Annotated in this window: 23 protein-coding genes and 1 tRNA gene; 7 read left to right on the top strand and 17 right to left on the bottom strand. The window is 58.7% G+C overall.

Annotated features, from left to right (window positions below):
• Nucleotides 1-83 precede the first annotated feature (83 nt).
• Genes HK23_RS06720 through rfaD form a run of 5 tightly spaced genes read right to left on the bottom strand, consistent with a single transcriptional unit; the run spans nt 84 to nt 4795 of the window.
• Complete coding sequence (locus HK23_RS06720; protein ID WP_063907012.1) at nt 84-1034, bottom strand: hypothetical protein; 951 nt, start codon at nt 1032-1034, stop codon at nt 84-86.
• The gene (gene pgeF, locus HK23_RS06715) at nt 1031-1831 is read right to left on the bottom strand and encodes a peptidoglycan editing factor PgeF (protein WP_086653374.1); all 801 of its coding nucleotides are present in this window, start codon (nt 1829-1831) and stop codon (nt 1031-1033) included. Before pgeF ends, HK23_RS06720 begins: the two co-directional genes overlap by 4 nt.
• A complete protein-coding gene (locus tag HK23_RS06710) occupies nt 1828-2919 on the bottom strand; it encodes a class I SAM-dependent methyltransferase (protein WP_086653373.1) in 1092 nt (363 codons plus the stop codon). The genes pgeF and HK23_RS06710 overlap by 4 nt, the downstream gene beginning before the upstream one ends.
• A 14-nt stretch (nt 2920-2933) precedes the next feature.
• Nucleotides 2934-3788, bottom strand: coding sequence for a prolipoprotein diacylglyceryl transferase (lgt, locus tag HK23_RS06705; RefSeq protein ID WP_086653372.1), 855 nt, complete (start codon nt 3786-3788; stop codon nt 2934-2936).
• Between the two features lie 26 nt (nt 3789-3814).
• A complete protein-coding gene (gene rfaD / locus HK23_RS06700; protein WP_086653371.1) occupies nt 3815-4795 on the bottom strand; it encodes an ADP-glyceromanno-heptose 6-epimerase in 981 nt (326 codons plus the stop codon).
• Nucleotides 4796-4989: 194 nt separating this feature from the next.
• Here rfaD and HK23_RS06695 point away from each other — a divergent pair, with 194 nt between their 5' ends.
• The 3 genes from HK23_RS06695 to HK23_RS06685 all read left to right on the top strand — a co-directional run bounded on the left by HK23_RS06695 (nt 4990) and on the right by HK23_RS06685 (nt 6974).
• Entirely contained in the window at nt 4990-5583 is a 594-nt protein-coding gene (locus HK23_RS06695; protein WP_061491548.1) for a LemA family protein, read from the top strand.
• A gap of 25 nt (nt 5584-5608) precedes the next feature.
• Nucleotides 5609-6598 carry a TPM domain-containing protein gene (locus HK23_RS06690; protein ID WP_179193830.1) on the top strand — a complete coding sequence of 330 codons (990 nt, stop codon included), beginning with the start codon at nt 5609-5611 and terminating at the stop codon, nt 6596-6598.
• 73 nt (nt 6599-6671) lie between these two features.
• On the top strand, nt 6672-6974 hold the full coding sequence (locus HK23_RS06685; RefSeq protein WP_086653369.1) for a putative quinol monooxygenase: 303 nt from the start codon (nt 6672-6674) through the stop codon (nt 6972-6974).
• A 104-nt stretch (nt 6975-7078) separates the two neighbouring features.
• Here the strand turns inward: HK23_RS06685 and HK23_RS06680 are convergent, their stop codons facing one another.
• Genes HK23_RS06680 through HK23_RS06670 form a run of 3 tightly spaced genes read right to left on the bottom strand, consistent with a single transcriptional unit; the run spans nt 7079 to nt 8841 of the window.
• Complete coding sequence (locus tag HK23_RS06680) at nt 7079-7750, bottom strand: DUF799 domain-containing protein (protein ID WP_179193829.1); 672 nt, start codon at nt 7748-7750, stop codon at nt 7079-7081.
• The gene (locus HK23_RS06675) at nt 7747-8121 is read right to left on the bottom strand and encodes a DUF4810 domain-containing protein (protein ID WP_086653368.1); all 375 of its coding nucleotides are present in this window, start codon (nt 8119-8121) and stop codon (nt 7747-7749) included. The genes HK23_RS06680 and HK23_RS06675 overlap by 4 nt, the downstream gene beginning before the upstream one ends.
• 57 nt (nt 8122-8178) lie before the next feature.
• Nucleotides 8179-8841 (bottom strand): CsgG/HfaB family protein, encoded by a 663-nt coding sequence (locus HK23_RS06670; protein WP_179193828.1) that lies wholly within the window; start codon nt 8839-8841, stop codon nt 8179-8181.
• Between the two features lie 671 nt (nt 8842-9512).
• Here HK23_RS06670 and HK23_RS06665 point away from each other — a divergent pair.
• The gene (locus HK23_RS06665) at nt 9513-12827 is read left to right on the top strand and encodes a TonB-dependent receptor domain-containing protein (RefSeq protein ID WP_179193827.1); all 3315 of its coding nucleotides are present in this window, start codon (nt 9513-9515) and stop codon (nt 12825-12827) included.
• A 101-nt stretch (nt 12828-12928) separates the two neighbouring features.
• Here HK23_RS06665 and HK23_RS06660 read toward each other — a convergent pair whose 3' ends face one another.
• The gene (locus tag HK23_RS06660) at nt 12929-14527 is read right to left on the bottom strand and encodes an L-lactate permease (protein ID WP_086653365.1); all 1599 of its coding nucleotides are present in this window, start codon (nt 14525-14527) and stop codon (nt 12929-12931) included.
• Between the two features lie 322 nt (nt 14528-14849).
• Between HK23_RS06660 and HK23_RS06655 the strand changes: the two genes are divergently transcribed.
• Nucleotides 14850-16193, top strand: coding sequence for a lytic transglycosylase domain-containing protein (locus tag HK23_RS06655; protein ID WP_086653364.1), 1344 nt, complete (start codon nt 14850-14852; stop codon nt 16191-16193).
• 43 nt (nt 16194-16236) lie between these two features.
• Here the strand turns inward: HK23_RS06655 and HK23_RS06650 are convergent, their stop codons facing one another.
• Nucleotides 16237-16650 carry an Ivy family c-type lysozyme inhibitor gene (locus HK23_RS06650; protein WP_086653363.1) on the bottom strand — a complete coding sequence of 138 codons (414 nt, stop codon included), beginning with the start codon at nt 16648-16650 and terminating at the stop codon, nt 16237-16239.
• 99 nt (nt 16651-16749) lie between these two features.
• On the opposite strand from HK23_RS06650, the gene HK23_RS06645 reads away from it, so the two are divergent.
• Nucleotides 16750-17709, top strand: coding sequence for a glycosyltransferase family 2 protein (locus tag HK23_RS06645; protein WP_086653362.1), 960 nt, complete (start codon nt 16750-16752; stop codon nt 17707-17709).
• A 198-nt stretch (nt 17710-17907) separates the two neighbouring features.
• On the opposite strand, the gene HK23_RS06640 is transcribed toward HK23_RS06645, so the two are convergent.
• Nucleotides 17908-17984, bottom strand: a tRNA-Arg gene (locus HK23_RS06640).
• A gap of 71 nt (nt 17985-18055) precedes the next feature.
• Nucleotides 18056-18526 carry a hypothetical protein gene (locus HK23_RS06635; protein WP_256940097.1) on the bottom strand — a complete coding sequence of 157 codons (471 nt, stop codon included), beginning with the start codon at nt 18524-18526 and terminating at the stop codon, nt 18056-18058.
• 252 nt (nt 18527-18778) lie between these two features.
• Here HK23_RS06635 and guaA point away from each other — a divergent pair, with 252 nt between their 5' ends.
• The gene (gene guaA / locus HK23_RS06630; protein WP_063907024.1) at nt 18779-20380 is read left to right on the top strand and encodes a glutamine-hydrolyzing GMP synthase; all 1602 of its coding nucleotides are present in this window, start codon (nt 18779-18781) and stop codon (nt 20378-20380) included.
• A gap of 287 nt (nt 20381-20667) precedes the next feature.
• Here guaA and HK23_RS06625 read toward each other — a convergent pair whose 3' ends face one another.
• The 5 genes from HK23_RS06625 to mtnA form a co-directional block, all read right to left on the bottom strand.
• Nucleotides 20668-21252 (bottom strand): DUF3574 domain-containing protein, encoded by a 585-nt coding sequence (locus tag HK23_RS06625; protein ID WP_086653361.1) that lies wholly within the window; start codon nt 21250-21252, stop codon nt 20668-20670.
• A 24-nt stretch (nt 21253-21276) separates the two neighbouring features.
• Nucleotides 21277-22317 (bottom strand): cysteine synthase A, encoded by a 1041-nt coding sequence (locus HK23_RS06620; RefSeq protein WP_086653360.1) that lies wholly within the window; start codon nt 22315-22317, stop codon nt 21277-21279.
• A gap of 103 nt (nt 22318-22420) precedes the next feature.
• Nucleotides 22421-23341 carry a DUF2272 domain-containing protein gene (locus HK23_RS06615; RefSeq protein ID WP_086653404.1) on the bottom strand — a complete coding sequence of 307 codons (921 nt, stop codon included), beginning with the start codon at nt 23339-23341 and terminating at the stop codon, nt 22421-22423.
• Between the two features lie 149 nt (nt 23342-23490).
• Complete coding sequence (gene ybaK / locus HK23_RS06610) at nt 23491-23985, bottom strand: Cys-tRNA(Pro) deacylase (RefSeq protein WP_086653359.1); 495 nt, start codon at nt 23983-23985, stop codon at nt 23491-23493.
• A gap of 157 nt (nt 23986-24142) precedes the next feature.
• Nucleotides 24143-25237 carry an S-methyl-5-thioribose-1-phosphate isomerase gene (mtnA, locus tag HK23_RS06605; protein ID WP_086653358.1) on the bottom strand — a complete coding sequence of 365 codons (1095 nt, stop codon included), beginning with the start codon at nt 25235-25237 and terminating at the stop codon, nt 24143-24145.
• Nucleotides 25238-25264: the final 27 nt, after the last annotated feature.

Below are 25264 nucleotides of genomic sequence, written 5' to 3'. Positions count from 1 at the left end.
GACACACCGATAGCAAAACGGGGGCCTGTCATCTGATAGACCCCCGCAGTTTGCGCCGATTTGTTTATGCTATCCGGCGCGTGTCAGTTTTTCCCTGCTTTTTTCTGGTCTTTGCTTCCTGCGGCAGGCGGCGGCAGCGGCGCGTTATCCCGGCCGGAATAGCGGTCGATAATCTGGCGGACAGCGCCTGCGGCTTCCTGCGCAGCAACCACGGCGATGTCGCCCCAGTAGCCGTCCAGTGAGTGTGCTTCAATATCATGCAGCTGCGTGGCGGCCCCGGCTTCCTTGCCGTTTTTGTCCACAACGCGCCAGACAATCTCAATATGCTGCTGCGGGTGGCCCGTGGTGCCAGAGGGGCCGGGGCTCAGCTTGACGGTGGTGGCAACGGAGAAGTCCGCGTTTTCCGCCGCATTCTGGAGCGTGTCCGCCGTGTTGCGGAAGGATGCCGCAAAGGCGCGGCTGAGCGAGATATCGCCATCGCCCGGCGCCCCCGTCACACCTTTAAAATACACGCGCGCAGCACGATGCTTCAGGCTGTGCGGGTCTTTTTCCATGTCATCGGCCTGAATGCCCGTCAGCACGGAGGCCACCTTGGGGGCGGCATCCTGTGCGGCAAGGCTGAGTGTGGCCGGGTCTGCCGCCGCCCAGAGCTGGGCCTGTAGCGGCTCACCTTCCTGCGTGGCGCGAATTTCGTTCTTTGGCGTCATGACCATATAGACCGGCACAATCTGGTCACCCCGCACGTCGGCCCGCATCTTCAGCCACCAGTCACCGGGGCGCACGGGCTGGGCCATGGCCGGAATGGTCTGTTGCAGCAGTTCCGCTGCCACATCCTTGGTCCAGAGTTTTGCAGCATCGGGAGAAAGCTGGCTATCGGTCGGGACGGGGATATCCAGCCGGGACGGAGGCGCATTGGCCGCCAGTCGCGTGGCTTCCTTGCCGGGGTTGGCAAAGGGGCGCGGCATATCAATACAGCCGCTCAGCAGGATCAGGCCCGAAAGAGGAAGGGCCGTGTGGCGGAAGAAACCGCTCATCCGTTCTGCACTCCTGTCGCAATCACTGAAATCTGGTGCCCGATCGGCCCGCCCCCGGCCAGCGTACGCCGCCGATGGCTGAAAAACCGTTTCTCGTCCGACCGCGTGTCCACCCCAAGGGCGGCGACCTGCCCAACGCCTGCCCGTTCCAGCCGGAAGACGCACCAGCCAGCCAGATCAAACTGATAATGGCCGGGCTTGCCGGGGGTAAAAAAGCGAGCGGCCTGAGGGTCGGCTGAGGTAATGGCGGCGTGCATATCCTCACCGGTTTCATAGCTTTCCTGCGCAATGCAGGGGCCAACCACGGCGCGCACATCGGTGGGCTTCACGCCCAGTGCCTGCATGGCCTCCAGCGTGGTTTCCAGCACCCCGGCCAGCGCCCCGCGCCATCCCGCATGGGCCGCACCCACGGTTTGGCCGTCCCTGGAGGCGAACAGAACCGGCGCACAATCCGCGGTAATCACGCCCAGCGCTACATCCGGCAGGCGTGTCACCATAGCGTCCGCCTGCTCGCCTTGCCCCGGTGCCCATGGGGTTTCCACCGTAATCACGCGCGGGCAGTGGATCTGCGTGACACCCAGCAGCTTCTCCGGGGCTACGCCCATGCACTCGGCCACGCGGCGGCGGTTTTCAGCCAGATTGGCCGGGTCATCCCCGGCACGGGTGGAGCAGTTCAGGCTGGCATACGGGCCGGTCGACACGCCGCCTTCCCGCGTAAAAAAGCCATGCCGGGCCGGGGCCAGCAGCGGGCTGGTCAGGGGGGATGGACGTGTGGGAGCGGTCTGGCCGGATGTCATTCAGCCGGTCCTTTCATAAAGCCGGGGGGCATGGGGAGTGAGGGGGAGGTGAGGGCCATAACCCGGAAAAGATGCCCCATCTTTTCCGGTGCGGCCAGTCTGTGTGCGCCGCTACGCAGGTCAGCCGCATCCTGCGGGCTGGCATGGGCGGCGAGCTGTTCTGTGCGTTCCATCAGCCCTAAAGCACGTAAAAACGTCCCTTGTGTGACAGCCCCCCGGACCGTTGCTCCGGCCTGCTGCGCCGCAGCGGCAAAAGCGGTAAAGTCCACATGGGCTGTCAGGTCGGCCTCGCCAGCGGCTTCCAGCGGTTTGGCGGGGCGGGCATGGCGCAGGGCTTGCAGAGAGTCTCCGGTCCTGCTGGAAGTGTGGCCGTAATCCAGAAAAAGCGCGGCACCGGGTGAGCGTGCAAAACGGTTGCCGAGCAGGCGGGCAACCTCAAGTGCCGGCTCACATACTTCCACCACGTACTCCGGGTCCAGCGTCCGGCCATCCGGCAGGCTGGGAGCGGGGCAGGGCACACAGCAGAATGCGCCGTTTTGCACGTAATGCTCCTGCCAGCCCTCGGCAGTGTGCAGAAACTGGCGGATGGGCAGCGCATCCAGAAACTCATTGGCCACCAGAATCAACGGCCCGTCCGGCAGGCTGTCCAGCGTGGTGTGCCAGACCGGAGCAATCCCCGGAAAGCGGGCTACAAAAGGTGCAAGGGCTTTGGCCTGCGCCTGCTGCATCAGCGGTGAGGTTTCCACCAGATGCACCTCAAGCGCCTGCGCAAAAGCGGGCACGCGGGCGGTAATTAGCCGGAGCATGTCGGCCATCAGGGTGCCGCGCCCCGGTCCGGCCTCTGCGAGAATGACTCGCTTGGGCTGGCCCATGCTGAGCCACACGGTGGCAGCCCATGCGCCCAGAAGCTCCCCAAAGACCTGCGAGATTTCCGGTGCGGTAATAAAATCAGTCAGCAGAGGATGCGTGGCGTAATACTGCGCATTGGCCCGCGCCATGAAGGCATCCAGCCGTTCTGGCTGCTGCTCAGGTCCCGACGCAGACCGTTGTGGCGGCAGCCCGTCGGGAGCAGGAGAATGCGCGGGCATAGCGCTGCGCCTCGTCAGGCCTTGGGGCCCTGCGTGGTGTCAGAGGCGGGTTCGGGCAGACCGGCGTAAACCGGGTTGCGGCGGGCATGCACCATCAGCGCCACACCGGCCAGCAGCATGGGCACGCACAGAACCTGACCCATGGTGACCCCTCCGGGCAGGAAGCCCAGAAACGCATCCGGTTCCCGGAAGAACTCGCAAAAGCTGCGCGCGCAGGCATAGCCCGCCAGAAACAGCCCGGCCAGAAAACCCGGGCGCTCACGCACGCTCTGCTTGCGGGAGGCTATAAACATGACGAGGAACAGCAGCAGCCCTTCCGTCAGGGCTTCATACAGTTCGGACGGATGGCGCGGGATCGGCCCGGCATCGGGGAAAATCATCGCCCAGGGCAGAGTGGTGGGTGCTTCCCGCCCCCACAGTTCCCCGTTGATAAAGTTGGCAATGCGTCCAAGCCCCAGGCCCACAGGCACGGCCACAGTCACGCGGTCTGCAAACGCCAGAAAGTTGATTTTGTAGCGCCAGGCAAACAGCGCCATGGCGATAATGACGCCCAGCGCCCCGCCATGGAAGGACATGCCCCCTTTCCAGACCTGCACAATGGACAGCGGATGGGTGAGGTAATAGCCCGGCTGATAGAACAGCACATAGCCCAGCCGACCGCCCAGCAGGACACCCAGCGTGACCCAGCCCAGAAAATCATCGGCCTGATCGGTCGTGGCCGCGCGCGGGGTCAGGCGCACCAGCCGGCGCAGCAGGGAAATCCCCAGCACAATGCCGATAATGTAGGACAGCGCATACCACCGGATCGTCAGTGGCCCCAGATGCACCAGCACCGGGTCAAATTGCGGAAAGAGAAGAACTGGCAGCATGCGTCAGGATGTCCGGACAGAGGGGATCAGAGATACGGGTTGCCCGTGGCAAGGTAGCCTTGCACATACTGGCGGATACCGTCTTCAAGCGTGGTAAACGTGCCGGTGTAGCCAGCCGCCCGCAAGCGGGTGAGGTCTGCCTGCGTGTAGGACTGATACTGCCCGCGCAGGCTTTCCGGCATGTCGATAAAGTCTACGCGCCGTTCGCACCCGGCGGCGTCACACACGGCATGCGCCAGATCCAGATAGGACCGGGCGACGCCACTGCCGCAGTTGAACAGGCCGGAGACGGAGGGGGTGTCATACAGCCACAGCATGACATTCACGACGTCACCCACCCAGATGAAGTCACGCATCTGCTGGCCGTCGGCAATGTCCGGGCGGTCTGAGCGGAAGAGGCGGGCCGGGTTGCCGGCTTTCACCTCGTCATACTTCACCTTCACCACAGAGATCATCTTGCCCTTGTGGTATTCGTTCGGGCCATAGACGTTGAAGAACTTCAGCCCGGCCCATTGCGGGGGCTGCGGTGCGTGCTTTTTCAGCCCGGCCATCACATGCTGATCAAAAGTGTGTTTGGACCAGCCATACAGATTGAGCGGGGTGAGCTGGTCGAGCTTGGCCGGATCATCAGAGAACAGCTCCGGCTTGTCGGCAGCGCCATAGGTGGCGGCGGAGGACGCATAGATAAAGCGTGTGTCCGTGCGGGCGCACCAGTCCCACAGCGTCTGGGGCAGCGCCACGTTGGTCCGCCACACAAGGTCGGCATCCCGTGCGGTGGTCTCACTGATGGCACCCATGTGGAACACGGCGTCCACTTTGGGGTTTGTGGCCAGAAAAGCCTCAAGCTCTTCGGGTGCCACAACGCGAGACGGAGCATGGGCTGCCAGATTCCGCCATTTGAGGTCAGACCCCAGCCAGTCCACCACGACGGTTTCCTCCCCGCGTCGGGCGAGGGAAGCCTGAAGGCATGAGCCAATGAAACCGGCGCCACCGGTAATGATAATCATGGCGGGAGTTATAAAGGGCGCAGCCCCTCCCTCCAAGATGTAAGGCGGTTTTTGCGCTCTCTTTTTATAGAGAAGGAAATATTTCGCATTCCGGGAGTGTTTTCGCGTAAAGAGAAGCAACACACGGAACCGTGAGGGGTGGTTTGCGTCCCCTGAAACGGATCTGTTTTGATGCGTTTACTAAGGATACCTAGATGAAGAAGCTTCTCATCCCCGCGATTCTGATTGTTGGCCTGCTGTTTATTTTCGGGTCCAGCTATAACCGCTTCATGGCGGCAGACCAGAACGTGCAGGAACAAACCGGCCAGTTGCAGAATGAAGTGCAGCGCCAGTCTGACCTCATCCCCAATCTGGTCAACACCGTGAAGGGTTATGCCACCCATGAGCATGACACGCTGACCGACTACGCAGCCGCCCGCTCTGGTGAAACCCCGCTGAACCGCATTGACCCCCGCACGGTGGACAACGCCACGCTCCAGCAGAAAATTCTGGAAGCCCAGACCCGCAACGCCAAGGAAATCAGCGCCATTAACGCTGTTGTGGAACAGTCCCCGCAGCTTCAGGCCAATCAGGATTTCTCCCGCCTGATGGTGCAGCTGGAAGGCTCCCAGAACCGCATTACCGTAGCGCGCCAGCGTCTCCAGCAGGCCATTCTGTCTTATAACCAGACGGTCATGCACTTCCCCGGTAATCTGGTGGCCGGCATTATGGGCTACCATGCCCGCGTCTATTATCAGGCTTCCCCGGAAGCCCAGACGCCGCCGGTTGTTGATTTCTCCAAACACTAAAACCAGCGCGTTGAGGCATAACACCATGCGGCAGGATGACCCCACGACGTTCCGCGCTTTGCAGCCGGTGATGCAGGCTGGTTTTCTGGCGCGTATGGCGGCTGCCTGCTCTGGCCTGCTCCTGTTCCGCTGGCTGGCGGGGCAGGCGCTGCCGCGTGTTGCCCGCGCCCGTGCATTTGGTCTGGCCTCACTTCTGGGGCTGGTGTTGTGCGGGCTGGGCGCAGGTCTTGCTGCCCCGGCATGGGCGGATGATGGCGTGCTGCTGCGGCAGTGGGTGACGGACCCGCAAAATGTTCTCTCAGCCGATGAGAACGCGGCTCTGTCCCACAAGCTCTATCAGCTCTCCCAGACTGTACCGGGCAACCCGCAGATTCTGGTCTCTCTGCCCGGCCATGTGGAGGATATCAGCCTCTATGCCAACGAGGCTTTCCACAAGACCGGCATTGGTAAAAAGGGTGTCGATAACGGCCTGCTGGTTGTGCTGGACATCCCGGACCGTCAGTCCCGCATTGAGGTAGGCTACGGGCTGGAAGGTGTGCTGACCGACCTGCAAACCAATGACATCCTGCAAGCCGCCAAACCCGACCTGCAGGCAGGCCATTACGCACAGGCCATCAACGGTATTGTGGATGCGCTGGCCTCTGAACTGACGCATGCGGACCCTGCTGATATTGGTGGGGGCGCTTCTGCCAAACAGCCGGATTCCCAGACAGACGCTATGGAAGCGCTGATTGGTCTGGTTGTGCTGGGCCTGCTGTTTGTCGTGCTGCCGATCTGGCTGATCCGCCGGTCTCGCCGCCGCGCCGCGCTGTATCCGGGGGGCTATGTGCCGCCGGAAGTGCAGGCCGAGCGGAGTGCTAAGATGAGCTTCTTCCTCAACCTTGGTCTCAACATCCTCTCCGCCATTCTGCAAAGTCGTGGCGGTGGCCGGGGTGGCGGGTCCTCGGGCGGAGGCGGCGGCTTTAGCGGCGGCGGAGGGGATTCCGGCGGCGGCGGCTCGCAAAACTCCTGGTAAGACGGGCAGGGGCGTGTGGTCCCTGAACCGTCTGGCCCTGTTTTAAAAATGATCTGAGTGGAAGATAAACGACGTGAGTGAAGAAATTACAGTTGTCGCTTTTTTGAAAGCTAAACCGGGTTCAGAGCAGATCGTGGCGGATGCCATGGCAGCCTGCGTAGCCCCCACGCTGAAGGAAGAGGGCAACATTTCCTATGTGCCGCAGCAGGATCAGGACGATGCACAGACCTTTGTGTTTGTGGAGCGCTGGACCAGCCGCCAGACTCTGAACGAGCATATGGAAACCCCGCACTTCAAAGTGCTGATTGCCAGCGTGAAGGACCATCTGGCTGCCCCGCCTGCTGTGCATGTACTCAAGCCGGTTGCCGGGATCTGATTTTCATCAGTCCTGAGAGTTAAAAAAACCGGGATGGCCTGATGGCTCTCCCGGTTTTTTTGTGTCTGTGCGCAGAGCGTGTGCTGGCCGCCGTTGAGGCGAACTCAGTCCGTGCCGTATTTTACGGACCGCGGGCCATAGAGCAGCCCATCTGGGGGCCCCACCCGCAGCAGACGTTCTGCCGCCACATGGGCCACATCAAAGCTCTGGTCTGTCAGATTATGCACAGCCTGTTTCACGGCAGCGGTGACGAGCAGGCCGATAATCCCCCCAGCTGCCACCTGCGGGTCTCCCACATCTCCACTATTGGCTGTGCCGGAACCGCTCCACAGAACGCTGCCGGTTTTTAGATCCACCAATTTGGACGTGGCCGTGACAACCGTATTGCTGCTGAGAACCTGATAGACAGACCCATAGGCCGTAATGGTGGTGTACAGCGCGGCATCTGCCCCAAAGACGGACTGCAATTTGGCTGCCGGGGCCTGCATGATGTCATCCGGCGTATCCAGCCCGTTCTGGCGGAAAGTTTCAATTTCCACGGCCACCGGCACCACATAATAGCCGCCTTCAGCCAGTGGGTGCGTCATCTGTGCAATCAGACCATTGGAGGCGTTCACGTCGGGTGTGTGGTTGACCGGTGGCAGGATCAGGATAGAGCGCGGCTTGGCAGAGCGAAAGGCAGTGTAGTCCGGCGCTTTGGCGGGGGTGGTGCAGGCCGTCGCCATCAGCGGCAGGGCGGCGCAGAGGCACAGGCGGCCAAGGTGAGAGAGCTTCATGAGGACGGCTGCGCTTTCTGGCCAAGGTTATTCAGCAGAAAATCCATGTAGGTTGTGGATTCAGGAAACAGCGTTTTTTCCTGACTGAATTCCTGCTGGGCCAGATCTGTCCTGCCTGTGGTGGCGTAGAGCATGCCCAGATGCGCGTGGAAGCCCGGCGGCAGCGCCAGCCCCCTGGCCTGTGCTTTCTGCACGTCCTTTTCCAGAACAATAATCTGGGCCTGCGGGTCGGTTTGCCCTTTCAGATACAGATATTGCTGGGTGGGGAAATCCTGCCAGCTATAAAGGGGCGGGGTTTTGCCCCCATTGGAACATGCAGCCAGACAGCCCAGCAGGCCGAGGCCCGCCAGTGCTTTTTTGGACAAAGCCATAAGCGATCAAATCCAGTATTCAGAGACGAATTTTTAACGGTGACAGGTCAGAACGCTTTACCGGATCTGACCGGCATCCACCTGCTGTGCGAGGTGATTCACGGCATCCTGCACGGCGAGGTCCAGCACCTTGCCATTCAGCGTGGAATCATAGCTGGCGGTGCTGCCAAAACCGATAATTTCTCGGTCAGACAAAGCATATTCCGCAGCGCCTTCACTTGAGGTAACAATCTGCGAGGTCAGCGGGTTGACGATCTGGAGGCTGACTTTGGCGTAGGCAATCTGTTTGTGGCCACGACCTGCAATGCCAAAGAGCTGCTGGTCACCCACTTCCTTGCGGCCAAACGCCGTGACGTCACCTGTAATCAGATAATTGGCACCCTGAATGTTCTGGCCCTGCTTGAGGAACGCAGCTTCCTGCCGGCCTTCCGTCAGATTATCGCGGTCCATGACGTTAAAGCGGCCGCTCTGTTGCAGGCGTGTCAGCAGGATGGTGCGGGCCTGATTGCCCAGACGGTCAATCCCGTCTGAAAAAATACCGTTCATGTAATTGGAGCGGTTGGCAAACTTGCCTGCCGCAATCGCCACACGCGGCCCGTTATAAGGTGTCTGGGCGGATGCCACAGGAGGCACAGGCAGCGTGCGCGAGGATTCCGTTGCGCATCCACACAGAAGCAGACCAGTCAGGGCAAGGCTGCTCACAGAAAAAAGAGAACGCAAACCGATAATCCTTATAAAAATCATAATGTGGTCACTGTATAACAATATTCGAAAACATTGTGAATACTGTGAGATATTATAAAGAAATCGTCTAATTTTTAAAGCGATTGCTATTTTCAAACGACGATTTCTTATTTTCTTCTCAAAGACTCACCCGCAGGTGTTCCAGAGCAAACAATCTGGCGTGTCCTGCCCAACGGCTCGCGTGGCTTTGCACTGGTTCTTGCTGCGTCCGGTTGTGCGGGAACGAGGTGCTTTTTTGCGCTCTGAAGGCGATGAGTGTTGCGTTTAGATTCTTGCCGGGATGCTCTCACCGCACGACTCAGGCGGGGTCTGAGCCGATTCTCAGCACAAGGCTCGCAGGTCCCGGTTTGTACAGAATCAGGACTATTTTCTGTGTGGAGCCGTTGATCTTCCACAGGGTTGGGAAGATTGCAGACGCAGAATTTTACCCAGAATGTGTGTCAAAAAAGCGCAACTCATGACCTAAGTGCATATCTAACGCTCCTTTCATGCATACAAAAGGGAGAAGTGTGTCGAAAATGTATCATTTCTGGTGCAAAATATTACCCAATCCCATTTTGGGGCTTCCCGAGCAGGGAGAAAGTCGGGTTTTAAGGAATTGCGAGTTTAAAAAACATTTCACACCTTACACCTCAGGAACGAATTTGATGGTGCAGAGACATCGCAGATTTACAAAACACGGGCAGAGCAAAAAGGGGCGCGGTTCCCTGTCCTTTTCCCTGCTGTATGTTTTGCCGGTTCTTACTGTTAGTATTCCTGTATTAAGCGATACTGCAGAAGCTCAGACCACAGCCGGAGTTGCATCTGGAGTATCTGGTAAAGCGGGGAAGGCTAAAAAAGCTCATTCCAAATCAGTTGCTGCCAAAACCACAACGCCGGGCACAGTCGTGGCGCAGGCGACGCCTACAGCAACGACCATTCCGGCTGTACAGACCAAAGCAGCCACGTCTGACCAGCAGTCTGTGTCTTCTAAGGTTCTAAAGCAGGCTGAAAATGTAAGCGCGGGTACGGAATCCAATACTGAGAACGTTACGGTTACAGGCTCTCGCCTTCTGCAGAATCGTCTGACCAACACTATGGCAACCATGGATCTGGGCGCGGACCAGATTCAGGCCCGAGGCTATACCAACCTGGGCCTCGCTCTGATGCGTGAAAATCCGAACTATAGTGTGCCTGATAACAGCCCGCTCGGTGCACAGAACGGCTATTATGGCGCTGGCCAGACTTATGGTGATCTGCTTGATCTTGGCTCTCAGCGGACCCTGACGCTGGTTAATGGGCGTCGTTTTGTCTCATCAGCAACGGCCTCTTTGTTCGGCGCCGTGCAGGGCTCTCCGGTCGATATCGGGAACATCCCCAGCCTTCTGATTAAGAAAGTGGAAACGGTTGTTGGCTCGGGGGGACCGGTCTACGGGTCTGACGCCATTGCAGGTGTGCAGAACTTCACGCTTGATGATGATTATCAGGGCGTAAAGCTGGATGGCCAGACTGGCTTCAGTCAGCGTCAGGACGCCATCAACTATCGCCTGGCAGGTAAGGTTGGACGTCACTTCGACCATGATCGCGGCAGCATCGTTTTTGATACCGAATATAACCAGACTTTCGGTATGACCAACGCAGATCGTGCCAACTGGGTCGGCGCTGGTGATGGCCGTATGCAGTATGTGCGCAACACTGCTGGCACCGGGTATGATCTGGCTCGTGGTGGCCGCTACTATCTTCCGTTCACCACGGCGGGTGTGCCCTCCATGTCCGGCGCATATTATGACCTGCCGAACTATAAAGGTCAGGACATTGGCACCGCTATTACAAACTCTGCTGGTCAGCCACTGGTCTTTAGTCAGGATGGCAAATCTCTGGTGCCGCTCAGCTACGGTAAGCTGACGGGTGACGGTCTGACAGCGACCGGCACAAAAGCCCAGAATAATGGTTTCCCGATCAGCAACTATAATAACCTTATAACCAACCAGCAGAGACTAAACCTCACACTGCTTGGCCATTACGATATTACGGAGCATCTCCGTGCGTCGTTCGAGGGCTGGTACGTGCGTTCTTCCGTGTCCAACATGGCTGCTCAGCCGTACTACAACACGCAGATGTTTGATGACGCGATGACGGACGTGACGCAGGGTAATGGCGCGTTGCCGATCAGCACCAATAACCCGTATCTGACGTCTGCTGAGCGAACAACCATTATCAACAACCTGCAGGCAGCCGGTCTGCCGACAGATCAGTTCTATCTTTCCCGCGCCAACACCGATTACTACACCGGAAAATACACCACCGATACAAACCTGTTTCGGTTCGTTGGTGGACTTCAGGGTGATTTTCACTTTGCCGGTCGCAAATTCGAGTGGAAAGGCAGCGCAGAATACGGTCAGTATCGCTCTTCCACTACGCAGCGTGAAATCCTGACGCAAAACTACATCAATGCGCTGAATGCGGTGCAGGACAGTTCCGGCAATATTGTCTGCGCCTCCGGTTATACTAATGCAGCTTATCCGTCTCTGAACTCCACATGTTCACCGTTGAATCCGCTAGGCGTTAATCAGGCCAGTAAAGCAGCTTCAGACTATATCCAGACGGACGCACGCACCAAATCCATCAACCAGCAGTGGGACTTCAATGCAGACGTGCGAAGCACGGTTGTAAAACTCCCAGCCGGAGACTGGACGTATGACATCGGGTACGAACACCGTTTTGAAGGTATGGACTTCAACCCAGGCAACTTCTACCGCGGTCAGCTGATGTCTGACGGTAGCTACCAGCAGTACGGGAACACCGTGCCTGTCATGGGAGTTGGCGGCTCTTACCATACCAACGAAGCGTATGGTGAAACGATGATCCCGCTGGTTTCACCCCAGATGAACATTCCGGGTGTGTATGCGCTGACGGCAACCGGCTCCGGTCGTTATGTCAACAACAGTGCAAACGGTGGCTTCTGGGCGTATTCCGGTGGTGGTTCCTATGCGCCGGTGCGTGATATTGTCTTTCACGGTAACTACACAACGTCGTTCCGAGCTCCGTCCATTACGGAACTCTATATGCCGAACTCCACCGTGTTCGATACCGGGACCGATCCGTGTGACGCGACAGCTATCAATTCCGGGCCAAACCCTGTTGCGCGTCGTATGAACTGCCAGAAAGCGGGTGTGCCTGCGGGCTTCCAGTCCAACATCAATAAATTTACAGTGCAGGGGCTGTCTGGTGGTAACCACCATCTGAAGAACGAGCAGTCTAAGCAGTTTACTGCCGGCGCTTCCTTCCAGCCCCGCTGGGTGCGTGGCCTGACTCTGGGCGCGGATCTGTATGATGTTCGTGTTAAAGACGAAATTGCGCAGCTGGGTATCGAAGACATCATGGCAGCTTGCTATGATTCCACGTCTTATCCCAACCAGTATTGCAGTTCCTTCTCGCGTGATGCGAGCGGCCAGATCAATCAGGGCTATCAGGAAGGCTTCTACAACATCGGGACTGAGCATTATCGTGGCTTGCAGGCGCATTTGTCTTATATGATGCCGCTGACAGTTGTGGGTCTGTCTGAAAATGACGGGGCAATCCAGACCACCGTGAACTATAAACACGGCTTCATTCATAACGGTTCTATCCTGACAAGCCAGTATGAGTATCTGGGTACCAGCTCTGACCTGCGTGATAACTTTACAGCTAACTTCAACTACCTGCGTGGTCCGTTGTTTGTGCAGTGGCAAATGATGTATTACGGCAAGGCAAAATATAAGTTGCAAGTTGCTGATGGTGTCTATCCGAACAACACCATGAAACAGTATTTCATGTTCAACACGACCATCGGTTATACTTTTGCCAAGCGTTACAACGTCAGCTTCGTGATGAACAACGTGTTTGACGCCAAGCCGCAGTATCCGTACCAGGGCAGTACAAACCGCTACTGGGATGCAATCATTGGCCGAAATTTCCAGGTTGAGGCCGGAGTTGAATTCTAAAAACAGAGCACGTCAGGACGGTACAACCGTCCTGAAATGGCCTTGAGAGGAAAAGGATCATCCTGAAAGGGATGATCCTTTTTTATATGCCGTTCTACAGCCTAACGCATAATAAACTGCTGCACCGCCACCATCACCCCAAGGCAGATGGTCAGGAACAGGCTGTGTTTGAATGTGCGGGCCAGCACAATGCCTTCCTGCCCTTTGAGGGACGTGACGGCCACGCCGGTGGTGATGTTCTGCGGGGAAATCATTTTCCCCATGACCCCGCCGGAAGAGTTGGCAGAGGCAAATACCACCGGGTCCAGAGAGAGCTGGTGTGCTGCCGCGACCTGCAAATTGCCAAACAGCGCGTTGCCGGACGTATCGCTGCCTGTCAAAAAGACAGCAATCCAGCCAAGGAAAACAGAAACGAAGGGGAACAGAACTCCCGTGGAGGCCACCGCGTATCCCAGCGTGTAGGTCATGCCGGAATAGTTCATCAGAAAAGCCAGCCCGATGGTCAGAGCCACCGTCACCACGGCCAGCCAGCCCTGCCGTGCGGTTGTGACCAGTGCGGCCCAGATCTTACGTGGCGCAAGGCGGGTAAAGAGAGCCGTCAGCAACGCAGAAATCAGAATGGCAGTGCCCGTACCCAGAGGTTCAAAGTTCCAGACTGCCGCATAGGGTTTCTGATACAGTGAGATAAAGACCTGATGGTCCAGCCCCGGCCATTTGATGGGCATCGCGCCAATTTTGGCAATATGCAGGGAATCCCACACAATCACCACCAGCACGACGGTAATCCACGGAATCCAGCCCTGCCAGTGCGGGCCGTTCCAGTCTCCTGCCTTGCGGGGAGCCTGTTGCAGAATACGGTCATCAATGGCGTGGGCCGGGTCAGGCGTTGGCTGCCAGACTTTCAAAAACGCAATGGTAGCCAGCAGAGAAACGCAGGAAGAAAGCACATTGGTCAGGCTGTATGTCACCCAGCTGGAGACAACCAGCAGTGTCAGCGCAAAGCTCCCGCTGGCCACCACCAGCACCGGCCAGATCTGCCGCAGTGTGGACCAGCCCGCATACAGCACCATCACATAAAACGGGATGAAGAAGGCAAACGGCGCAATCTGGTGGCCAATGGTCGCCCCCAGCGTATCGGCGGGCAGGCCGGTAATGGAGGCCAGCACGGTAATGGGAATACCAAGACCGCCAAACGCCACCGGCGCGGAGTTGAAAATCAGCACATAAGTCAGGGCTTCCAGCGCGGGGAAGCCGAGCATGATCAGCAACGCGCTGGTAATAGCGACGGGTGTGCCAAATCCGGCAACCCCTTCCAGCGCAGCGCTGAAGCAGAACCCCAGCACCACCAGCATAATCCGGCGGTCATTGGGCAGGTGGGTGATAATCCATTGCCGGAAGGCGTCAAACCGTCCGCTTTCCATAGCGATGTTGAAAAGAAACAGCGCGGAGAGCGCAATCCACATCACCGGCAGGAAAGAGAAAATCACGCCGTTGCTGATACTGGCGAGTGCCAGAGAAACCGGCAGCCCCCAGACGGCAAGGGCCATGATGACCCCCACAATCAGGCCACCCAGTGTGGCCTGCCATGCGGGCCTTCGGAGAACCCCCATCAGGATCAGCGTGGTGAGAATGGGGGCAGCAGCAAGAATAAAGGAAAGAACCAGAGAGTGACCTGCAGGCACGAGAGGCTGAATAAACATGATCGTCTCTTTGACAGGATTGATCCCCAAAACGGGAAGGTCCTATGCGTAACGTGCAAGTCTGTAAGAGGCTGACTCACGTTTGAGTGTAAGCTGTTCGGCCAGAGGGCTTCAGGGGGACGGAAGAGGCGGAGAAAAGCCGTTTTCATTAAAATGACATAATAGTAATCTTAACAGCATCATCCCTGCTGAGCAGGGTGAACAAAAGGTTTCCGGGCGGAGAGTAGAAGAAACAAGCGCGTCAGACGGCAAAACAGGGCCGGGGCGCAGGGATAAGGGGCAGATTGTGCGGAGTCGAACACCAAAAGCACATTCACTATGCGTGCTGGCGACAGCGCTCGGGCTGGGAGCAGGCGGTTTTCTGCCCGCGCAGGCCGGCTCCTATCACGCTGTGTATGACCCCAATGCCGCGTATGACCCGGATGCCATTTACGATATGGGCACTGTCGAGACGACACACCCGGCCTATCGCGCCCCCGGCCCGGCGGAAGACCCGTGGGGGCCGTATATCCGTCAGGCGGCAAAACGCTTTGCGATCCCCGATACGTGGATCCGGGCTGTCATGCAGCAGGAATCCGGCGGGAAGCAATATCTCAATGGCGGGCTGACAACGTCCGGGGCAGGGGCGATGGGGCTGATGCAGCTTATGCCCGCCACCTATGCGGACATGCAGAGCCAGTATGGTCTGGGGGGAGATCCCTATAACCCGAAGGACAACATTCTGGCCGGGGCCGCCTATATCCGCCTGATGTATGATCGCTATGGTGCACCCGGCTTTCTGGCTGCCTATAATGCCGGGCCGGACCGGGTGGATGATTATCTGAATAACGGTCGCCACCTGCCGGATGAAACGGTGAATTACGTGGCCGCCATTACGCCGCATCTGGGCGGTGGCGTGGCCGTGCGTGGCAAATGGGCGCCGGTGCCCATCCAGAGCACAACGCAGGTTGCGTATTCCGAGGCCTATTACGCCAAAGCCGATCTTTCCCGCACGGCCGATGGCTGCCTGAGAGACCCGGATGCCGCGTATGATCCCTCTGCACCCTGCCTGATGGACCGCGATAGTCCACACCCTGACCCAGTGCCGGAGGCCCCCAGCCCGGCTCCTGTCGCGGTGGCGCAGGCCGAAACGCCTTCCTCCGAAGCACCTGCGCAGGTTCAGCAGGTCGCCGATGCAACGCCCGCCATTACGCAGACCAGCCTGCCACCCGCACGCGTTATGCCTGCCTCTTTCACCTCTGCGCCGTCATCCCGAGGCGCAACAGCCCGCGTGCAAAATGCTGTTTACACCACGCCAGTCTCGTCTTCTGAGCATGTGTTAAGGCTGCCAGGCTCTTACGCCGCGTCCGGTGGGGCCAGCCGCACCCCAATGCTTTCTTCTGCGGTTGCGACACGGTCTTTGCAGACGCCGCATAACGGTAAAGGCAGCACGGTGCAGGTTGGTGCGTTTGCCTCCTATGCGGAAGCGCGGCGTACGGCAGAAAGTGTGAACCGTGTTCTTGCGTCCCGGTCTATGCAGGCAACGCCGACGGTGCAGTCAGTCTCCGTTTCCGGAAAAGCCATGTATCGGGCACAGCTTGTCGCCAGTGGCGGGGCAGGGGCTTCCGGCGTTTGTCAGGTTCTGCATGCCCGCTCCATGCCGTGCATTCCGGTGCGGAACAGCTAAGCCACCGGGCAATGATCCTGCGGGTTCATTGCCCTTTAAGGCATTATTTCGCCGGATCATCCGGATTGTTCTTGTGATAAGAGGCCGTTAGCACAGCAAGGGTTTCCGCGTTCGGCTCACCGAGCGGCATCTGATAAAGCGTTTTGCCATAACGGCGGGAGAGCAGGCCCCATATTGCCTTGCCATCTTCAGAAAAGACCACGTCAAGCTGATGGTCGGCGCAGTCATGCGGTTTGCATAAATGGCCAGTCAGATAGCTTTTTCCGTTCTGCTTCAGAGTTTCGGTCGGGACGGAAACAGCAGAAGCCTTTGTGACCCAGTCAGGCAGTTCCGTCATGGTCTGATAGGCGTGGTGATATTTGACCGTATTGACCAGATCCGCCGTGGTTTGTGTGCTTTGGGCAAAAGCCGGGGTCGCGAGGCAAAGAGCCAGTGCTATAAAAGGGAGTTTTTTCATTCTTATTGCTCCTGTCAGAAGACTGTAAAAGGATAGCCCCGTTAGTATAAACCCGTTAGACTCAAACACAGAGTATAAAATGCGGATGTAAAGACCCAGATGAACACGTATGCGGGACTGGTGGATTTCCTGAGCGGCCTGAATGACCGAGCAAAACGCGCGTTTGATACGCTGCGGGCCGGGCCATGCTGGCAGGTGCGGTCAGACGTCACCATTCCCGCCCTTCGGCATGCAGCTTTGCTTATGCTGGTGAAAGATGAAGCGGATATCTTGGGGCTGAATTTACGGCATCATTACCGACTGGGTTTCCGGCGTTTCTTTATTCTGGATAACAACAGCACGGACGGCACAGCGCAGGAAATTGAGCTTTTCCGAAAAGACGCCCCTCAGGCTGATGTTTTTTATGCACAGGATTATCAGCAGGCTTATTATCAGGCGGCAAAAATGCAGGCTCTGCAACAATTTGCAGAAACCTATCTGCGTCATGATGCTAACCCGCCCGACTGGATCTTCTTTGTAGATGCGGATGAATTTATCACCTGCTGCCACACTGGCCCAAATGCGGGGGAGAAGTTTGCTCGTATGCTCGCGGACCCTGAGGCCCGTCTTCTGGCGTTCCACTGGGCACAGGCGGCGTTGGTCACCAGCACGCCGCCTTATCGGCTGACAGCCTTTGGCTCGTCGCTGACCGAAACTGACTGTGCTGTCTGGCCGGTTATGCGGCAGGAAGTAACAAAAGTAGCGCTCCGCACCGGGTACGGGCTGACAACAGGGCAGGGGAACCATTTTGTGGAGCAGGTCGATGCTGTGCAGGGTCATACCCGGCTTATGGTGGAAGCTGGCTTCTGCATGCTGCATTTTCCGCAACGCTCTATGGCGCAGATTGAGAGAAAACTGCTGAACGGTATACGCGCCCTTCAGGCCAGCACTCTCCCTCCGGAAATGGGGAAACATTGGCGCGAGCAGTATGACCGCTACCAGCGTGAAGGCTCCAGCGCCTTACGTGTTCTGCTCACGCAGCATCTGGCGCTGTGTCTGACGGCAGACAAGGAGCCATAAATCACCCAGAATCCCGCAAACAACCATGCGGACAGCCGGGTTTTCTGAAAATTTTTCAAAAAATGGGGAAAAGGCCCGCTGAGGGGGAAATCCCTTAAGCCAGCCTGTCTCTGTAAGGCAGAGAAAGACGGATCACTGAGGCACAGTGACAGACAAAAAGTCTGAACATTTAAAGTGCTTCAAATTGAAAAAGGGAAGTGGTGCACCCGAAGAGACTCGAACTCCTAACCCCCAGATTCGTAGTCTGGTGCTCTATCCAGTTGAGCTACGGGTGCGCCTTGACGCGGTGTTTAGCCGGGGGCGCCGGGTCTGGCAACCCCCAAAATTCACATGAGGCGATTTTTTTTCAATCATCCCCCATAAAGTTCTTCCAGGCCCGGCCTTCGGGGCGTTTGAGCGTGACATGCGCGCGGCATTCCGGCGTGCCGTAAACGCCTTCAAACGTATCGCCCACCGGATGCGCTTCAAACACCATGGGGAGTGGCTGGTGGTGAGAGTCCTGCAAAATCAGCTGCGCATGATAATGCTGCGTCTTCTTGTCCGGCACACCACGCAGCACCAGCGCACCCATTTCCGGCGTGAAGGTAATGTGCTTGGGCTGAACCTGCATGAGCGAGACCGTGTGCACCGGGCAGTTATGCCCCTTCTCGGCCACCAGCGTGCCAATCCATTCCCCATACGGGTCATCCGCCGCCGGGGCCGCTGCGCCACAGACCAGCGCCAGCAGGGCCACCCCCGCCAGCGGCAGGGCGCGCAAAGGCTGGTGCGTGCGGCCAGCAGGAGACCTGCCGTGGGCCAGAAGAGAGAAAGGATTCATGAACATGCTCCTGTGAGAGAGAAGATCCGGGGTCAGATGTTCCCCGTCCAGAGGTCTCACCTGCGCCACACCTTTATAAAATGATGCTGCGGAGAGTCTTATTATAGGGTGACGTCCGGGCTGCACCGTTTTATATCCGCTGTCTAGCATACAGCCGCCCCACTCTGGCGCCTATGCTCCGGCGCTTTGCCCGGTGGTGGCTGTCCGTCGTTTAGAATGCCGCTCAGGCGCTGACCAGAAAGACAGTAGCTCATGCCTGCCGATGCCACCATCCCCGCTTCCTCCACCAAACTGGACGAGTCCCTTCATCAGGACCGTATCCTGATCCTGGATTTTGGCAGTCAGGTGACACAGCTTATTGCCCGCCGCGTGCGGGAAAGCGGTGTCTATTGTGAAATCTGGCCGTTCACCGCCACCGCAGAGCGCATCCGCGCCTTTGCGCCTCGCGGCATTATCCTTTCTGGCGGTCCCGCCAGCGTAACCAGCCCGGATTCCCCCCGCGTGCCGGAAGTCGTGTTTGAGCTGGCGGTGCCGGTTCTGGGCATCTGCTACGGCCAGCAGGCCATGTGTCTCCAGCTGGGCGGGCAGGTTGAAAGCTCCGACCACCGCGAATTTGGCCGCGCCTTTGTTGATATTGTGGAAGACTGCGCCCTGTTCCGTGGCGCATGGGCGCGCGGCAACCGTGAGCAGGTATGGATGAGCCACGGTGACCGCGTGACGGAACTGCCCCCCGGCTTCCGCATTGTGGCCGTGAGCGAAGGCGCACCGTTTGCCGTTATCGCGGATGAAGGCCGCCGCCTGTATGGCGTGCAGTTCCACCCGGAAGTGGTGCACACGCCGCACGGGGCTGCACTGCTGCGCAACTTCACGCATAACGTGGCCGGCTGCTCCGGCACATGGACCATGGCTGGCTTCCGCGAGATGGAAATTGCCCGCATCCGTGAGCAGGTCGGCACCGGCAAGGTCATCTGCGGTCTGTCCGGCGGGGTCGATTCCTCCGTGGCGGCTGTGCTGATTCATGAAGCTATTGGCGACCAGCTGACCTGCATCTTTGTCGATCACGGCATGCTGCGCGCGGGTGAAGCTGAGGAAGTGATTGAAACTTTCCGTGGCCGCTTCAACATCACGCTCGTGCATCGGGATGCGTCTGAACTGTTCCTGCGTGAGCTGGACGGCGTGACGGACCCGGAAATCAAGCGCAAGACCATTGGCCGCCTGTTTGTGGAAGTGTTTGAGGAAGAAGCCACCAAGCTGGGCGGCGCACAGTTCCTCGCACAGGGCACGTTGTATCCGGATGTGATCGAGAGCGTCAGCTTTACGGGTGGCCCGTCTGTCACCATCAAATCGCACCATAACGTCGGCGGCCTGCCGGAACGCATGAACATGCAGCTGGTCGAACCGCTGCGTGAACTGTTTAAGGATGAAGTGCGCGATCTGGGCCGTGAGCTGGATATTCCGGAAGCTATCGTCGGGCGGCATCCGTTCCCCGGGCCGGGTCTGGCTATCCGTATCCCCGGTAACATCACGCGGGAAAAACTGGACCTGCTGCGGAAAGTGGATTCCGTCTTCCTTGAAGAAATCCGCGCGGCTGGCCTGTATGACGCCATCTGGCAGGCCTTCGCCGTCCTGCTGCCGGTCCGCACCGTGGGCGTGATGGGCGATGGCCGCACGTATGATCAGGCCTGCGCCCTGCGCGCCGTGACCAGCACGGACGGCATGACAGCGGATGTCTACCCGTTTGACATGAGCTTCCTCAACCGTGTGGCTGGCCGCATCGTCAACGAAGTCCGCGGCATCAACCGCGTCACCTACGACATCACCTCCAAACCGCCGGGCACGATTGAGTGGGAATAATTCCTTAAGCCCCCTCGTAAGAGGTAAAAAGCTGGTAAACGCAAAAGCCGCTGCCCGGGGTTATCTTTTTCAAGATAACTTTGGGAGCGGTTTTTGTCGTTCTGGAGCCTCGTATTCTCTTAGCTATGAGATGTATGCAAAAACGCGCAGTATTTTTTTGACAACGCCGCTCGGACTGGCGGCATGTTTCCTGTCTGCTTAGGGAGCAAAGGCAGCAGATAGTTTACTATGCCAGCATAGAGGGCACGGATGCAGTTTTAGAAATTCGTTTCTTTCAAAAGAAAAGATCAAAACCCCGCACAAACCGGGGCCACCATCAGCCCCACGGACTGCTGCTGAAAGCGTTCTTTGTAGCGGCTGCGGACGGTGTCCAGTCGCGTGGGGAGGTCCTGTGTTGGTGCGGCAAGGATTGTCACCAGTCGGGCTGGTTCCTGTGAGACGCGCCCGGTTTCCGGGTCCTGCCACTGCCCTTGGGCGGAGAGCACGGATAGCCCGGCAGGGAAGGCGGGCGTGAGGGTGGTTTTCAGAAAATCCCGCCATTCAGAGGCAGAAATAGCCTGCCCACGCGGGCGGGTCTGCCCAAACAGCAGCGTGATGTTCAGCATCGGGTGTGTCTGAAAAGCCTGACACAGCGTGCCGGTCGTGTTTGCGGAGGTGGGGTCTGAAATCTTTGAGCCCGCTTCCAGATTAGCCGAGGCAGGCGGCGCGCCAGCCGCTGGGGCCGGGGCGTGGGCAGCGGACGTGCCGACAATGCTCTCAGCACCGGGGGCGACAAGCGCGCTGCCGCACCCGCTCAGAACAACGGCCATTCCGGCCAGCGCACCCCACCGATGGATGCTGCGCGAAGGAAGCAAGGGCGTGCGGACCGGCATGACGATGACCTCTTGGTTATCGGGTTATTGATCCAGCCAGGGGGCAACCGGCAGGTTTTTGCCCCGCAGGAAGGTGGGGTTGAACAGCTTGGACTCATAACGCGCCCCGCCATCGCACAGGATGGTGACAATCCGGTGCCCCGGCCCAAGCTTGCGGGCGGTACGGATGGCAGAGGCCACGTTAATGCCGGAGGAGCCACCGACCGACAGTCCTTCATCAATCAGCAGGCTGTAGATAATGTCCAGTGCTTCCGGGTCGGGAATGCGCTCGGCATCATCAATCGGCGCACCTTCAAGGTTACCCGTCACGCGGGACTGGCCAATGCCCTCGGTAATGGAGGAGCCGGAAACGGACAGATCATTGTCCTTCACCCAGCCATACAGGCCAGAGCCTTCCGGGTCAGCCAGCACAATGCGCGGGGCTTTTACGCCCGCTTTGCTGGCGGCGTCATGCAGGCCCATGGCTGTGCCCGCCAGTGTGCCGCCGGTGCCGCAGGCGCAGGTAAAGGCATCAACCTTGCCGTCCATCTGCTGCCAGATTTCTGCTGCCGTGGTGGTACGGTGGCCCTCACGGTTGGCAAGGTTGTCAAACTGGTTGGCCCACACATACCCGCCTTCTTCCGCCAGCCGGCGGGAGACGTGTACGTAATTGCCTTCGTCCCGATACGGCTTGGCGGGCACCAGCCGCAGGTCTGCGCCAATCATGCGCAGAAAGCCGATTTTTTCCTGACTTTGCGTCTCGGGCATCACAATAATGCACTTATAGCCGCGTGCATTGGCCACCAGTGTCAGCCCGATGCCGGTATTGCCAGCGGTGCCTTCCACCAGTGTGCCACCGGGCTTCAGCACGCCCCGGCGTTCGGCGTCTTCAATAATGGCAAGAGCTGCGCGGTCCTTCACGGAGCCGCCGGGGTTCATGAATTCCGCTTTGCCGTAAATCTCGCAGCCAGTGGTTTCAGACGCCTTGCGCAGGCGAATGAGCGGCGTGCCGCCCACAGCGCCCGGCATATCGGCGGACAGAGTGTGCCAGCCGGGGCGGGCGGGGGAAATTGCACTGTCAGTCATCTGGTTGCACCTTCTCGCTTCGTTCTACAGGCTCGCATCTGCGCGCATCAGATCATGAAGTCTGTCGTATTCAGAACAGGATAACAAGATGGTGCCGGGGCGTTTATAGCCCCGCGTCCGGTTCCGCCTCTGCATCATAGAGCACTTCCAGAATGGTGCACCACGGATAACGCGCGTCATAGCTCTGGCCGCTGGGGGCGGAGATATGGCCGGTGGCGTCTGTCGGCACGTGCGTCAGGGCCACGGCATCATCAATATTGCCGCCAATAATGCTCAGCTGGTGGCCAAAAGGCTGCCCGGTCTGGTTGGTGGCGACCACATAGCCGCAATGCGCCGGAAAGCCGTAGGAGGTTGGCAGGCTGGAAAAGCGCACGGACGTTTTGGCGCGGCCACGGCCCACGCAAATCAGGTCACCCTGTTTGGGCGCATAAGCTGCCGGGTCCTGCGCGCGCAGGACGGAGGACTGCCCCGCAGCAGCTGCATTGATATAGGTGGAGTGGTTGGGAGAATACGGGAAGCGGTTATTCGCCCCGGCCACACGCATCACATAAGAGATAAAGGCAGCGGACCACGCATAATCGCCGTCATGCACAAAGTTGGTCAGGCGGCCACTGGCGTCATGCTTGCCGGTAAAGGTGGATTCCGTCACGTCCGGGTCCATCCCGATCCACCAGTATTCCCCCACACGTTCCCACAGGCCGGGGGCGCGTTCGGGTTTGACAGAGGCAACCTGGGGTTCCGGGCGGAGTTCCGGGTCATCATCATTCACCGGGCTGCCGAACATCCGCCATTCCCGCATGGCGATGGCCACAACGTCCTGCCGGTTGAACGGCTCATAATTGCGGGTGGCAAAGTCCGGCACGTGGCCGGAATAGCTGTAGCCGTAGCTCCCTGCGGTGCTGCCTGCGGCTGAAGTTGCAGTGGGGCGCGCCCCCGGAACGTGCGAAGGTTGCGCCGCACAGGCTGCCAGACATAAGGGGGCCAGCAGGGCAACAGAGAGCTTGCGTGACAATCTCGTCTCCATCCAGACAAATCCCTCCGGGGTGCCCGGAGCGTCAGGAGCCCTTGCCGTCAAGAGCTCTCCTGTTCTGCATAAGCCGCCCCGCGACGGGGGAAAAGAGGGGGACGCTTTTTTCACGGCACCCCTGTTTCCTTTTTGTCGCGTATGTGTCGTCAGGCCGCCGGTTCAACCGTCAGGTCAGCCGTCTGGCCGTTAACGCATTTTACGGCGTCTGCCGGAGCCAGCCCAACCACCAGACCCCGGCCACCGCCGTTGATGTACATGATATCCTGTTTGAGTGCGCTTTTTTCAAACACCACCGGCACCTGCGTGCGGGAGCCAAACGGGCTGATGCCGCCAACCTGAAAGCCTGTCAGCGCTTCTGCCTTTTCCGCCCCCAGCATCCGGGCGTTTTTACCGCCAAACAGGGCCGCGACCTTTTTCAGGTTCATTTTCTGGTGCACGGGAATAACCGCACACACGACCTGCTTTTTATCAATTTCGACCATCAGGGTCTTGAAGACCTTTTCGTTATCAATCCCGATACCTGCTGCGGCGTGCAGGCCAATTTTACCGGGGTCAGACACATACTCATAGTCATGCATGGTGTAGGCAACGCCATGGGCCGCCAGAAATTGGGTTGTGGGGGTTTCTATCGTCTCAGACATGGTCTTGCCCTTTCAGAATGGCGTCATGGCGCGGACTGTATTGCGTCGTATAGCGCTTATCAGGCGCAGGCCGGAGGGCGTCAAGAAAAGCCGTGCGCATAGGCGTATGCACAAAAAAATGCGGCACCGGACTGAAGGAGCCGGTGCCGCTTTATGTTTACTGTTCAGGAAACAAAGAGCGCAGGCCGTCTTCCGTCGCCGGGCAGACGCCACGCTCGGTAATCAGGCCAGTTACAAGCCGGGCGGGCGTGACATCAAAGGCCGGGTTGGCGGCAGGGCTGCCATCCGGGGTGATCTGCACGCGGGTCTGCTTCCCGTCCTCGCCACGGCCCGCAACATGCGTGATCTCGGACGCTGTGCGTTCCTCAATAGGGATTTCCGTCACGCCATTGGCCACGCTCCAGTCAATGGTGGTGGAGGGCAGGGCCACCCAGAACGGCACCTTGTTATCCTGCGCGGCCAGCGCTTTCAGATATGTGCCGATCTTGTTGGCAACATCCCCTGTGCGCGTCACGCGGTCTGTGCCCACAATGACCAGATCAACCTGACCATGCTGCATCAGGTGGCCGCCAGCATTATCTGCAATTACTGTATGCGGCACGCCGTGGCTGCCCAGTTCCCACGCGGTTAGAGCAGCCCCCTGATTTCTCGGGCGGGTTTCATCAACCCATACATGCACATTCAGGCCTTCATCATGCGCCATGTAGATGGGGGCCAGCGCTGTGCCCCAGTCCACGGTGGCAATCCAGCCTGCGTTGCAATGCGTCAGCAGGTTAATCTGCGTGCCAGCCGGGCGGTTTTTGGCAATCTCACGGATCAGTTCCAGCCCGTGGCGGCCAATGGCCTCGTTCTGCGCGGCATCTTCATCACAAATGCGGCCTGCTTCCGCATAGGCCGCAGCAACGCGGTTTTCCGGGGCAACGGGGCGCAGGCTGTTCAGCATACGTTCAATCGCCCAGCGCAGATTTACGGCGGTGGGGCGTGTGGCAGCCAGCATGGCGGCGTTCTGCTCCATCGCGGCGTCACTGGCGTCCTGTCGCAGGGCCAGCGCAAGCCCGTAGGCTGCCACAGCGCCAATCAGGGGTGCGCCGCGCACCTGCATGGTGCTGATGGCATGGGCGACCTCCTGCTGCGTGGTCAGGCGCAGGATATCGAGGGAGAAGGGGAGGCGTGTCTGGTCAAAAATGTGAATGGACCAGCCATCTTTTTCATTCACCCAGACGCTGCGATACGGCGTGCCGTTGATCTTCATGAACCTGTTCCTGTCAGGATTGGGGAT

The sequence above is a fragment of the Acetobacter malorum genome, from assembly GCF_002153605.1.
Lineage (GTDB): Bacteria > Pseudomonadota > Alphaproteobacteria > Acetobacterales > Acetobacteraceae > Acetobacter > Acetobacter malorum_A.
This window is presented reverse-complemented; position numbering and strand designations above follow the sequence as displayed.